Raw genomic sequence first — 11,937 nt, 5'->3', positions numbered from 1 at the left:
GGGTCCCCGGTGAGCCCGGTGTGGCACAAGCGGCGCTGGGCCTGTCGGGAACCGGAGTGCCCGGTCGGGTCCTGGTCATCGACGTCATCGAGGGCCGCCAAGGCCCCGAGCTCGGTACCTGGCTGGGTCGCCAACCGAAGTGGTGGAAGGACGCGGTGACCGCCACGGTGACCGACCTGCACGAGCCGTTCCGCAAGGCCCTCGCCGCTCATCTCCCCAACGCGGTCGCAGTCGCGGATCCGTTCCCCGTCGTGGGGGTCGGGACCCGGGTGGTGGATCGGACCCGACGCCGGGTCCAACACACCGCCGCCCACATCGCCCACCGTCGCAGTAGCGGCACCTCGAGCTCGCGCATCGAGCGGCGGAAGATGCCATCAGCGTCGCCTCGCCCACCGAGGCCCGGCTGGCCGCTCTGGTCGTCCTCGGCCACCGGTCCTGACAGGCTCTGAACCCCGGAGGGCTCGGGACCGTCCGAGCACGCAGGTGGAGGTCCTGCCCAACGAGAGGATGTCTAGGGTGCGGTCGGTGAGCCGACGCCTGCAGGCCGCCGCCGAGACGCTGCGCGCCAACTTCTTCTTCCTCCCAGCCGTGGCGGTCGTCGCCGCTTTCGTCGCGGCCCGAATAGCCGTCGGTGTCGAGGCCGGCACGTGGGTCGGCGAGTCTACGGTGGACAACGCCCGTGCGGTGCTCTCAACGGTGGCGGCCGCCACCATCACATTTGCCAGCATCTCGTTCTCGGTGTCGCTGCTCATCATGCAACTGGGCTCGCAGCAGTTCTCTCCCCGCGTCATCCACGGGCTTACCCGCGACCCGTTCCACCGGCGGGTGATCGCCGTGGTCCTGGCGACGTTCACCTTCTGCCTCGTCACCCTGCAGAGGGTACGGGGACCGCTCTCGGATGGGGGCAACGAGGTCGTGCCGGACTTCTCAGTTGCGGTCGGCCTTCTACTCGGGCTGCTTGCGGTCCTCGCCATCGTCGCCGCGATCCACCACACCTCTCAACAGATGGATGTCAGCGTCATTCTCGGTCGCATCGTGGACGAAGCCGTCCGCACCTCGTCAGCTTCTCACGCCGGCCCGTCGGCCCTGAGCACGCGGGAGGCGCCCACACTCCCCGACCACCCCGCACCTACCGTGATCCGATTCGCCGCCGACGGGTGGGTGCGCCAGGTCGACCGCGTTGCCCTCCTGGCGCTCGGCGAACCGGGAGGCGTCGTCGAGCTGGACACCGACACGGGTCGCTACGTCATCGCGGGCACGGCCCTGTGTCGCGTGAGCCCCCCGGTCGGGCGCGACCGGTTGGACGGCGCCGCACGCGCGGCTCGCGCCGCCGTCCGTCTCGGCCCCACTCGGACCATGGGCGAGGACAGCGGGTACGGCGTGCGCCAGCTCGTGGACGTGGCCTTGCGGGCGCTCTCGCCGGGGGTCAATGACCCGACGACGGCGCAGGATGCGATCTTCCACCTCGGCACGGTCCTTGCGGCCCGGTTCACCGCGCCGGCCATCCCGACTGCTCACCGCGACGACGAGGGCAGGCACCTGCTGGCGCCCCACTCCATGACCGACGTGGACCTCGCTGAGCTGGCCGTCTCCGAGCTGCGGGCTGCCGCCGCGGATCAGCCCATGGTGTGCATCTACCTCTTGGAGATGATCGCCGGCGTGATCGACGCCGCCGGGGCCAGCGGCGACGCCCATCGGGCTCGGCCGCTGCTGGCCCAGGCGCACCTGGTACTCGAACACGTCGACGCGGCCGACATCGTCGAGCCGGACCGACATCGCGTGCGCCACGCCCACGCCAAGCTGTTCGGCGCCTGATCGACCCTCCGCGTGACGCGCCTGTGCCCCTGGTTTGCGTCTGAGACCCCATGGCCTTCGGCCTCCACGATGGATGAGGATCGCTCGCACCGCTCCGACGCTCTGACCTGGGACCGGACCGCTATTCACTACTCAGCCCCAGACGGCGGAACCTTGGACCGATGTCCCCCGTGATGGTGGACATCGGTCCGAAGCTCGCGGTGGCGATGGTGTGACCGTTAGCGGGAGTAGACCCGCACGTAGTCGATCTCGAGGTTCGCCCCGCCGCCGGAGGGGTTGTACCCGGCGGCGACGGTGGCGGGGCTGACGCCGGGGGCACCCACCCACGCCGAGAGGATCAGCTTGTGGGGCCGGTCCATGCCGAAGGGGTTGGGGAAGGCGCCGGCGGGGTTCTTCCAGCCGCCGGCGATCTCGAGCACGCGGGTGCCCGTCGGGGTGACCCTCCAGGTGCCGTGCTTGTCGAACAGGGCGATCTGGCGACCGTCGAGGTAGAAGCGGATCTGCATCGTGGTCGGGTCGGCCGGGTCGGTCGGCTCCCACTCGACGGCGTAGGTGTGCCATGCGGTGACGTCGTAGTCGAGCTGCTGGAGGTTCTGCATCCCGCAGGTGCCCTCGCAGGTGTAGTTGTAGTGGATCGCCGGCTTGTAGCGGCTGATGTTGGGCTCGGCGCTCTTGCCGATGTACTCCCAGACATCGATCTCGGTGGGGTTGTCCTTCGTCCACCCGGCGCCGCCGTTGCCGTGGGTCCAGAAGCCGCCCCAGAGGTGGTTGCCCGCATGGGTCCAGCGCCCTCGGGCGACGAAGCGGCCGCCGGCCTGCTCGAAGCGGCCCCAGGTGTTCATCCCGGCACCGGACTGGGCCTGCCCGGCGGTGCAGCCGCCGTTGGCCTTGCGGGTGCGCATGACGAGCTTGCCGCCGGCGACCGACACGTTGTCGTCCCGGGCGCAGGTCGAGGCCTTGGGTGACTCCACCGTGTCGCCCTTGCCCTGGTCATACACGTTCCACTTGACGGGGTCGACGCTCGAGCCGTTGAACTCATCGGCGAAGGTGAGCCTCCAGCCCGACGGCGGCGCCGGCGTCGGCTCAGGCACGGTCGGCAAAGGGGTCGGTGCGGCCGGTGGGCCGACGACGAGCGTGGGGGCGTTGGTGGCCTGGCCGGCGGCAGCCGCGCCCTCGGAGGACAGCAGCTCGAGCTCATAGGGGCTGGTCGTGGTGAAGGCCAGGTGCGCCTGGCCTCCGTCCACCCGGATGCCCCGGACGGAGATGGCGTGACGGGTGTCCGCCGCCGTGGCCGGGAGGGTGCCCACCTGGGTCCCGAGCGCCGGGCGGTCGTTGTGGGTCGTGCCGTCGGAGAAGGAGCCCACGTTGCGGACCTGCAGGTTGAAGCCGGCCTGGCGGGCGTAGAGGTGCACCGTCCCGTCCACCGTGGGGGCGGAGCCGGCGACGGGGAACGAGGCGTAGCCGATCTTGGTCTTGCCGCCACTGGCCATGACGCGCATCACGACGTCGTTGCCTCGCGTGGCCGTGGGTTGACTCGACACCGTGAAGGTGTCGAGATCGGTCCGAACGGTCCGGGGGGCCGGTGCCGGCGCGGGCATGGCCTCGGGGTCGCAGGCGGCGGCGACGGTGACGAGGAGGACGGCGAGGGCGACGGCCGGGAGCCGACGGCGCAGGACGGGAAGCGCGAGCATGGACCTGGGTTCTGTGGAGGCGAGACTGCACCCCCATCGGGGGTCGCGGCGCCACTGTGAGCGGTAGACCGCCGGTCTCTCCGGGCCTGCTCATCCACCCTGCGTGGGACCGGAGACTCCATCCATGGTCAGCCCCGGTACGGGCCGGTGCGTCAGCGGAAGACGAGCAGGTCGGCAGGAGCCCGCTCGTCGGTCAGCACCTCGGCGTCGCCGATGTAGCGGTCGACCGCCGGGCCCTCGACCAGCTCGCCATCCGCCGGGGCGATGGCGAGCTCGGGGAGCGGCGCGGAGGAGGCCAGCAGGATCTGGTTCACGGCCCGATGCCCGGGCACCCCGCCGCGGGGCAAGATAACCGCCACGTGGGCGAAGCGATCGGCGAGGGTCGCGAGCTGGGCGCGAGCGAAGTCGCTGTCGGCTCCGTCGATCACGTTCATCGCGTAGACGCCGCCGGGTCGCAGGATCCGGTCGATCTCGGTCACCACCTCGGCGGTGGTGAGGTGCCATGGCACGGACTGGCTGCCGAAGGCGTCCCCGACGACGAGGTCTGCACTGTCGGTCGGCCGGTCGTCGAGGGCCAGGCGAGCATCGCTCACCGTGACCCGCAGGGTGTCGCTGCGCACCAGCCCGAGCTCGTCCTCAGCCAACCCCACCAGGTCGCCGTCGATCTCGAGCACCTCGTTCGTGCTCGCCGGCCGGGTCGCCTCCACGTAGCGCGGGAAGCTGAAGCCCCCACCTCCGATGTGCACCGCGTCGAGCGGTCCGTCGGGCAGGCCGTCAGCCACATCGGCGAGCAGCCGCACGTAGCGCAGGCCGAGGTTGGTGGGATCGTCGAGGTCGACGTACGCGTGGCGGAGCGTGTCGAGGTAGAGGGTCCGGCCGGTGGCCAGCTTCGGATCGTCGACGATGCGAACACAGAAGTAGGAGGTCTCGAGCTGGCACTGGCTCGGGCTCGATGCGCCCATGAAGCCCATGGCCAGCACCACGGCGACGGTGGGCACGTCGGGTCGGCGCCCGAGCCGCACCCAGACGGCGACGCCGACGAGGACCAGGATCGCCCCCACGCCCAACACGATCGCCCTCGACGTCAACGTGGCGACCAGGACGAACCCGGTGAGGAAGGTGCCGGCGAGGGCGCCGATGGTGCCGGCCGCCGAGAGACCGCCGACCACCGTGCCCGTCTCGTCGAGCCGGGCCAGGCGGATCTTGGCGATGATCGGGCTGATGGCGCTCAGCACCACGGCCGGCCCGAAGAACGCGGCGGTGGTCAGCACCACGATGGCCACCGGCCCCTCGCCCACCCCGGGCCCCAGCGTGGTGACGATCGGCAGTGACAGCCACGTCAGGGCGCCGCCGGCGACGAGCAGGGGCCCGAGCAGAGGGCGGGGCTCGCGGTGGTCGGCCAGCCACCCGCCCAGGCCGGCCCCGACGGCGATGCCCGCCAGCATGGTGCCGATGATCCCGGTGAAGGTCTCGAGCGAGATCCCCACGTAGGGGGCCATCAGTCGCCCGGCGATGATCTCGAGCACGAGCACGGCGGCGGACGAACCGAACACGGCCGCGCTGGCCTTCCACGATCGCATCGGTGCATCTTGGCCGCCGACGCCCGAGCGCCCGAACCGGGAGGTCCGAGCGCCCCCACCGCGCCGCGCCGGCGCGGCGATCAGCCCTCGGCCACGTCGGTGACCCGGACGACGGCCTCTCCCGTCTCGTCGGAGGCGACCAGGTCGACCTGGGCCCGGATGGTCCAGCCGTGGTCACCGGCCGGGTCCGACAGGGTCTGGCGCACGTCCCAGTGCTCGGGGTGCTCCTCGACGCCGAGCAGGACGGGGTTGCGGGCGTCGGGGTCGATGGCGACCGAGTCGTACTCCGCGAAGTAGGGCTTCATCGCCTCGTACCATCGCTCGGCGGTCCACCCGTCGTCGCCGTCGAGCTCGCCGAGGGCCGTCCACCGTTGGGCGACGACCAGCTCGACCCGTCGGAACATGGCGTTGCGCACCAGCACCGTGAAGGCCCGCCGGTTGGCGGTGAGCGGCGGAGGCGCCCGGTCGATGGGCTCCTCGGCGGGCGGCCCGACGCTGCTCACCGGGTGCCGCAGGGCGTCCCACTCGTCGAGCAGGCTGGAATCGACCTGGCGCACGATCTCGCCCAGCCACTCGGTGATGTCGACCAGCTCCTCGGTCTTGGTGTCCTCGGGGACGGTCTTGCCGAGCGTCTTGTACGCGTCGGTCAGGTACCGCAGCACGGTGCCCTCGACCCGGGCCAGCTGGTAGTGGCGGACGTAGTCACTGAAGCCCATGGCCCGCTCGTACATCTCGCGCACCACCGACTTGGGGCGCAGCGGGGTGTCGGCCACCCAGGGGTGGTTCTGGCGGTAGAGGTCGAACATGGGCTCGAGCAGCTCGGCCAACGGCTTCGGGTGGGTGATCGTGTCGAGCTCGGCCATGCGCTGGTCGTAGTCCATGCCCTCGGCCTTCATCCGCCCCACCGCGTCACCCTTGGCCTTGTTGACCTGGGCCGAGATGACCGGCCGAGGGTCCTCGAGCACCGACTCGATGACCGAGACCACGTCGAGGGCGTGGGTCGGGCTCTCGGGATCGAGCAGGTCCAGGGCGGCCAGCGCGAAGGGGGAGAGGGGCTGGTTGAGGGCGAAGTCGGGCTGCAGCTGAACAGTGACACGGACCGTGCGGCCCTTCTCGTCGGGTCCCTCCAGCTCCTCGACCACGCCCCCCTCGATCAGGGCCCGCTCGATCTCCGCCGCCCGCACCAGGTGCAGCTCGCGCTGGGCCTCGGTCTCGAAGTTGTCGGTGAGCAGCCGGTGCAGCGCGGCGCGCCCGTCACCGGGGCGGTCGAGCACGTTGATCAGCATCGAGTGGGTGACCGACAGGCTCGAGGTGAGCGGTTCGGGGTCGGCCGCCACCAACCGGGTGAAGGTGGGCTCACCCCACGAGACGACCCCGTCGGGAGGCCGCTTCTTCACCAGCTTGCGCTTCTTGCCGTCCGCGCCGGACCTGGCTGCCGCCTTGGCGGCGGCCTTGGCGTTCTCGATGGCGTGCTCGGGGGCCATGACCACCACGGTGCCCAGGGTGTCGAACCCGGCCCGCCCGGCCCGGCCGCCGATCTGGTGGAACTCCCGGGCGCTCAGCAGGCGGTTCGACACCCCGTCGTACTTCGACAGGGCGGTCAGCACCACCGTGCGGATCGGGACGTTGATGCCCACGCCGAGGGTGTCGGTGCCGCAGATGACCTTGAGCAGCCCGGCCTGGGCCAGGCGCTCCACGAGACGCCGGTACTTCGGGAGCATGCCGGCGTGGTGGACGCCCACCCCGTGGCGCACGAAGCGCGACAGGGTCTTGCCGAACCCTGCGGCGAAGCGGAAGTCACCGATCAGCTCGGCGATGGCGTCCTTCTCCTCGCGGGTGCAGAGCTTGAGGCTCATGAGCGACTGGGCCCGCTCGGCCGCTCCGGCCTGGGTGAAGTGGACGATGTAGACGGGTGCACCGCCCGTGGCGAGCAGCTCGTCGAGGGTCTCGGTGAGCGACACCATGCGGAAGTCGTGCACCAGGGGCACCGGGCGCGAGGCGGAGCGCACGACGGCGACCGGTCGTCCGGTGCGCCGCTCGAGGTCCTCCTCGAAGCGGGTGACGTCGCCGAGGGTCGCGGAGAGCAGGACGTGCTGGGCGTTCGTCAGCTCGAGCAGGGGTACCTGCCAGGCCCAGCCCCGGTCCGGGTCGGCGAAGTAGTGGAACTCGTCCATCACCACCTGGCCGACCGGCGCGGCGCGGCCCCACCGCAGGGCCATGTTGGCCACGATCTCCGCCGTTGCGCAGATGATCGGGGCGTCGGGGTTCACCGCCGCGTCACCGGTCATCATCCCCACCCGTTCGGCGCCGAAGGTGGCCGACAGCTCGAAGAACTTCTCCGACACCAGGGCCTTGATGGGGGCGGTGTAGAAGCTGCGCCGCCCGTCGGCCAGCGCCGCGAGGTGCGCCGCGGTGGCGATGAGGCTCTTGCCCGACCCCGTCGGCGTGTTCACGATCACGTGGGAGCCGGCGACGATCTCGAGCAGCGCCTCCTCCTGGGCCGGGTAGAGCGCCAGTCCCCGGTCCTCGACCCAGGCCATGAAGGCGTCGATCACCAGCTCGGGGTCGCCCGGGGGCGGCACCCGGTCACCGAGGGAGAGCGGAGTCGTCGTGGTGCCGGTCACGGCGTCGATGGTACGGAGCCGGAGGGGGCCGTCGTCGCGGAGGGCAGCGCAGGGCGACGGCGTCCTGCGCTGACCCCGGCGCGGGGTCCAGACGACGTCAGGGGGTGCGGGCCGCGGCGGCCGCGTCGTCGATGGCCTCGGCGATGGCGTCGCCCTGGGCCGCGGGACGCAGTCGCGAGGCCAGGGCCGTCTGACCGAGGCTCTGGACCAGCACGGCGCGCCCCTCGGCCCGCAGCACCACCAGACCCCGGCTGTCCGCCACGGCACCCACCACCTGATCCCACGGCACCCGGTGGGTGCGCAACAGCGAATAGACGGTGACCCCGCCATCGTCGAGACGCACCCGGATCCGGGCGCCCCGCAACAGCACGGCGCCGAGCCCGAGGCCGATGAGGTAGAGCTCGGTGGCCGACCCACCGCTCGGCGACCGGCCCGGGTCGGCCACCAGGAGCAGCACGAAGAGCACCAGGAACGCACATCCCGCTGCTCCGCAGAAGGCCACGAGCGCCACGTTGCGGTAGGTGCGGGGGCTCACGGCCGGAGTCTGGCAGGAGGAGCGTCGCCCAACCGCCCGGTCAGGCGACGCGGAGGTTGACCTCGATGTTGCCGCGGGTGGCGTTGGAGTACGGGCACACCTCGTGGGCGCGGGCCACCAGGGCATCGGCCGCGTCCCCCTCGAGCGCCGGGAGGCTCACGTCAAGCTCGACGGTGAGGCCGAACCCGCCGGACTCGGTCGCCCCGATCCCGACGCTGGCGGAGACCTCGCTGCCCTCCACGGTGGTCTTGTCGTCGCCGGCGACGACCTTCAGAGCGGAGTGGAAGCACGCCGCGTACCCGATGGCAAAGAGCTGCTCCGGGTTGGTCGCACCGCCGGGCCCACCCATCTCGGAGGGGACCTTGAGGTCAACCTCGAGCAGGCCGTCCTCGGTGGTGGCGTGGCCGTTGCGGCCGTCCCCGGTGGCGGTGGCGGTGGCGGTGTAGAGCACCTTCATGGCGGGTCTCCCTCGGTCGGCGACCGTCGGTCGGTCGCGTCGCATCGAGTGTGCCCGGTCCGAGGTGGTCCGACTCGGGCGCCGAGCGCGCCGCGCCCGGCCGGTGCGGCGGTCGAGCGGGCTCGACCGAGGACCATCGCGACGGGGAGGCTGAGGCCATGGACCCCGCCGTCGCCCGTCGGCTCTGGAGCCGGTTCGAGCCGTACCACGCCGTCACCTACTTCTCGCCCGCCGCCCGTCAGGCCTGGACCGACGCCGGCGTCTCGGGTTTCTGGCGCGGGTACTTCGCGGGTCGGGCCGCCGCGTTCGGACCCGTCCCGGCGCCCGTGGTCACCGCCGCCTTCCACAACTTCCACCCCCGGATGGTCGAGCGGGCGATCCCCGACGTGTGGGAGCGCATCACCCCGGCCGAGGCCGGCCGGGTTCGCCTGCAGGGAGCGGTGGCCGCCCTCGACGCGATCCTGGGTCGGCCCTTGCCGGCCGAGCGGGAGCTGGCCCCGATCCTCCGGGCGGCCGCCGGCGCCGCGACGGGGGAGGGGCGCCCGGTGTTCGCCGCCCACACCGCACTCGACTGGCCCGACGGCGATCGGGCCACGGTGTGGCACGCCTGCACGCTGCTGCGCGAGCACCGCGGCGACGGCCACGTGGCTGCTCTCGTCGCCGTCGACGTGGACGGCTGCGAAGCCCAGGTCCTGGCGGCCGCCGCCGGATGCTCGCCCCGAGCCGTCACCCAGCCGAACCGGGGGTGGAGCGACGACGAGTGGGACGCAGCGATCGCCCGCCTGGCCGGACGGGGCCTGGTGGCGTCGGGCACGGGCACCGCCACCACCGCCGGACGGGAGCTCCGGGCGCGGGTCGAGGACGCGACCGACCGCGCCGCGCTGCGGCCGTGGGCCACGCTCGGAGCGGATGTGGTGGCACGGGTCGAGGAGCGGCTCGAGGTCGTCGTCGCCCCCATCAGGGCGAGCGGCCTCATCCCCGAGCCCAGCCCCATCGGGTTGCCGCCCGGGCGTCTCTGACGCGGGGTGGGTCGAGAGGCACCCTCTATGCTCGCCCCCACGTGTTCGCCCTCACCAACACCGTGCAGGCCTACCCGTGGGGCGCGCCCGACGGCGTCGCCGACCTGGTCGGCAGGGCGCCCTCCGGGGGCCCCGAGGCCGAGCTCTGGATCGGGTCCCACCCCGCCGCCCCGTCGCGCCTCGACGACGGTCGTACCCTCGACGCCGTGGAGGGGAAGGAGGCGGAGGCGATCCTGGGCGCCGAGGTCGTCGAGCGCTTCGGCGTCCGGCTCCCGTTCCTGCTCAAGCTGCTCGCCATCGGCGCCCCGCTGAGCATCCAGCTCCACCCGTCGGCCGAGCAGGCCGAGGCCGGCTTCGCCCGCGAGGAGGCGAGCGGCAGGGCTCGTGACGACCCCGGTCGCTCCTACCGCGACGCCTACACCAAGCCCGAGGTCCTCGTGGCCGTGCGGCCCATGTGGGTGCTGGCCGGGCTCCGACCCGGTGCCGACGCCGCCGCCGCGCTGCGGGGGCTGGATGACCCGGCGGTCGCCGACCTCGCCCGCCTGGTCGCCGACGCGCCCGACGCCCGCGACGCCCTGATCGCGCTGGTGACCGCGCCCGAACAGCAGGGGGCGGTCTGGGCGCAGGCAGCCTCCAGCGCCGCGGATGAGGGCGACCCGGCGCTCGGCTGGGTGTCGCGCCTCGCCCGGCAGCACCCCGGCGACCCGACCGCCCTGGTGCCCCTCGTGCTCCGTCTCCACCGGCTGGAGCCGGGCGACGGCGTGTTCCTGCCCGCCGGGGTGCCCCACGCCTACCTCGACGGGGCCGGCGTCGAGCTGATGGGCGCATCCGACAACGTGGTGCGGGGCGGCCTGACCTCGAAGCACGTCGACGAGGAGGAGCTGGTCGCCCTCCTCGCCCCGCCGGGCACCGACGCGGCGCGGTTGGCCGGCGACGACGTGGCCCCCGGCACCCGTCGCTACGCCCCGGGCGTGGCGGAGATCACCCTGCACCGCATCGACCCCGCCGGGGGGCCGGTGCGGGCGCCCGAGCGGCCCCCCGGCCCGGCCCTGGCCTTCGCCCTCGGCGCCGCGGCCGAGGTCGCGTCCAGCGGCGAGCGCACCATCCTCGACCACGGGCGGGCCGCCCTCGTCCCCGCGGATGAGCGCGAGGGGTGTGTGCTCACCGGCCCGGGCACCGTCTGGTGGGCCACGATCGGCGACGTTTCGCCGGGCGCCTAGGTGGCCCGGCGCCGGCGGCGACCCCGGTCCTTCTACGCCCGCCACCCGCTGGAGGTCGCCCCCGACCTCATCGGCTCGGTCCTCGTGCACGGTGGCCGGAGCGGCCGGATCGTGGAGGTCGAGGCCTACTGTGGCGCCGACGATCCGGGGAGCCACGCGTTCCGCGGGCGGACGCCCAGGACCACGACCATGTTCGGCCCGGCGGGGCACCTCTACGTCTACTTCTCCTACGGCCTGCACTGGTGCGCCAACGTGGTGTGCGGCGCCGAGGGGGAGGCCGGCGCGGTGCTGCTGCGCGCCGTCGCCCCGGTGACCGGGATCGAGGCCATGCGCGCCGCGCGCGCCCGGGCCCGGCGCGAACGCGACCTCACCGCCGGACCGGCGCGCCTGTGCCAAGCCTTCGGCGTCGACGGCTCCTTCGACGGGACCGACCTGGTGAAGGCCGAGCGGGGGCTGACCATCGTCGACGACGGCGCCGTTGCACCACCGGCGGCGGCGAGCACGCGCGTCGGCCTCTCCTCGGGCGAGGACCTGCCGTGGCGCTGGTACGTCCGCGGGGACCCCAACGTCTCGGGGCGACCCCGATGATCACGCCCGGCGAGCGCGAAGGAAGCCCGTGACCCGCCCGAGCGGCGAACCCGACCTGCGCTGGGAGGTGCTGGCGGCCGGTGACGGCCGGATCGTTCCCCGGCCCGGTGACCGCGGCCGGGCCCGGGCCCTCGTGGCCGACGCCCGCCTCGACCCCTCGCTCGACTGGTTGCGGCCCCGGGTGCTCGCCCTCTGCGATGCTCCGCCTGACCCGTTCGACCGGGCCACCCTGCCCGACCACCTGACCGCCTCGGCGGTCGTCGTCGGGGCGCGACGCGGTGCCCTGCTGCTCCACCACCGCAAGCTGGGGAGGTGGCTCCAGCCCGGCGGCCACGTCGACGGTGACGGCAACCTCCTCGCCGCCGCCTGCCGGGAGGCCCACGAGGAGACCGGGATCGAGGGCCTGGT

Annotated in this window: 11 protein-coding genes and 1 pseudogene; 6 read left to right on the top strand and 6 right to left on the bottom strand. The window is 73.0% G+C overall.

Going from position 1 to position 11,937, the window contains the following annotated elements:
• Positions 1 to 20: 20 nt before the first annotated feature.
• Positions 21 to 257 (top strand): annotated as a pseudogene (locus VNL12_RS21160) (transposase); the annotation flags it as partial.
• On the opposite strand, the gene VNL12_RS21155 reads toward VNL12_RS21160, so the two are convergent.
• On the bottom strand, positions 209 to 355 hold the full coding sequence (locus VNL12_RS21155; protein WP_414654846.1) for a hypothetical protein: 147 nt from the start codon (positions 353 to 355) through the stop codon (positions 209 to 211). The pseudogene VNL12_RS21160 and the gene VNL12_RS21155 sit on opposite strands and share 49 nt — an antisense overlap.
• Positions 356 to 525: 170 nt before the next feature.
• Between VNL12_RS21155 and VNL12_RS04290 the strand changes: the two genes are divergently transcribed.
• Complete coding sequence (locus VNL12_RS04290; RefSeq protein WP_325591827.1) at positions 526 to 1,815, top strand: DUF2254 domain-containing protein; 1,290 nt, start codon at positions 526 to 528, stop codon at positions 1,813 to 1,815.
• Positions 1,816 to 2,033: 218 nt separating this feature from the next.
• Here VNL12_RS04290 and VNL12_RS04285 read toward each other — a convergent pair whose 3' ends face one another.
• The 5 genes from VNL12_RS04285 to VNL12_RS04265 form a co-directional block, all read right to left on the bottom strand.
• Positions 2,034 to 3,506 carry a glycoside hydrolase family 16 protein gene (locus VNL12_RS04285; RefSeq protein WP_325591824.1) on the bottom strand — a complete coding sequence of 491 codons (1,473 nt, stop codon included), beginning with the start codon at positions 3,504 to 3,506 and terminating at the stop codon, positions 2,034 to 2,036.
• A 152-nt stretch (positions 3,507 to 3,658) separates the two neighbouring features.
• Positions 3,659 to 5,086: a fused MFS/spermidine synthase gene (locus VNL12_RS04280; RefSeq protein ID WP_325591820.1), complete on the bottom strand. Its 1,428-nt coding sequence runs from the start codon at positions 5,084 to 5,086 to the stop codon at positions 3,659 to 3,661.
• An 80-nt stretch (positions 5,087 to 5,166) separates the two neighbouring features.
• Complete coding sequence (locus VNL12_RS04275) at positions 5,167 to 7,626, bottom strand: DEAD/DEAH box helicase (RefSeq protein ID WP_349257797.1); 2,460 nt, start codon at positions 7,624 to 7,626, stop codon at positions 5,167 to 5,169.
• A 181-nt stretch (positions 7,627 to 7,807) separates the two neighbouring features.
• On the bottom strand, positions 7,808 to 8,245 hold the full coding sequence (locus tag VNL12_RS04270; protein ID WP_325591814.1) for a PH domain-containing protein: 438 nt from the start codon (positions 8,243 to 8,245) through the stop codon (positions 7,808 to 7,810).
• Between the two features lie 40 nt (positions 8,246 to 8,285).
• Positions 8,286 to 8,702: an organic hydroperoxide resistance protein gene (locus VNL12_RS04265; protein ID WP_325591812.1), complete on the bottom strand. Its 417-nt coding sequence runs from the start codon at positions 8,700 to 8,702 to the stop codon at positions 8,286 to 8,288.
• A 158-nt stretch (positions 8,703 to 8,860) separates the two neighbouring features.
• On the opposite strand from VNL12_RS04265, the gene VNL12_RS04260 reads away from it, so the two are divergent.
• From VNL12_RS04260 to VNL12_RS04245, 4 genes are all read left to right on the top strand, one after another.
• A complete protein-coding gene (locus VNL12_RS04260; RefSeq protein WP_325591810.1) occupies positions 8,861 to 9,721 on the top strand; it encodes an SCO6745 family protein in 861 nt (286 codons plus the stop codon).
• Positions 9,722 to 9,762: 41 nt separating this feature from the next.
• Positions 9,763 to 10,941, top strand: coding sequence for a mannose-6-phosphate isomerase, class I (gene manA / locus VNL12_RS04255; RefSeq protein WP_325591808.1), 1,179 nt, complete (start codon positions 9,763 to 9,765; stop codon positions 10,939 to 10,941).
• Positions 10,942 to 11,529 (top strand): DNA-3-methyladenine glycosylase, encoded by a 588-nt coding sequence (locus tag VNL12_RS04250; RefSeq protein ID WP_325591806.1) that lies wholly within the window; start codon positions 10,942 to 10,944, stop codon positions 11,527 to 11,529.
• 28 nt (positions 11,530 to 11,557) lie between these two features.
• Positions 11,558 to 11,937: NUDIX domain-containing protein (locus VNL12_RS04245; RefSeq protein WP_325591803.1), on the top strand; the 380-nt coding region annotated here is incomplete at its 3' end.

The organism is Iamia sp. (assembly GCF_035575815.1).
GTDB lineage: Bacteria > Actinomycetota > Acidimicrobiia > Acidimicrobiales > Iamiaceae > Iamia.
The sequence above is the reverse complement of the archived record's forward strand: the minus strand, read 5'-3'. Positions and strand labels throughout refer to the sequence as shown.

Bases quoted from the DNA above. Each gene is read 5' to 3' on its own strand.
- VNL12_RS21155 (WP_414654846.1), bottom strand. From the start codon at position 355: ATGCGCGAGCTCGAGGTGCCGCTACTGCGACGGTGGGCGATGTGGGCG.
- VNL12_RS04285 (WP_325591824.1), bottom strand. From the start codon at position 3,506: ATGCTCGCGCTTCCCGTCCTGCGCCGTCGGCTCCCGGCCGTCGCCCTC.
- VNL12_RS04280 (WP_325591820.1), bottom strand. From the start codon at position 5,086: ATGCGATCGTGGAAGGCCAGCGCGGCCGTGTTCGGTTCGTCCGCCGCC.
- VNL12_RS04275 (WP_349257797.1), bottom strand. From the start codon at position 7,626: ATGGCCTGGGTCGAGGACCGGGGACTGGCGCTCTACCCGGCCCAGGAG.
- VNL12_RS04265 (WP_325591812.1), bottom strand. From the start codon at position 8,702: ATGAAGGTGCTCTACACCGCCACCGCCACCGCCACCGGGGACGGCCGC.
- VNL12_RS04260 (WP_325591810.1), top strand. From the start codon at position 8,861: ATGGACCCCGCCGTCGCCCGTCGGCTCTGGAGCCGGTTCGAGCCGTAC.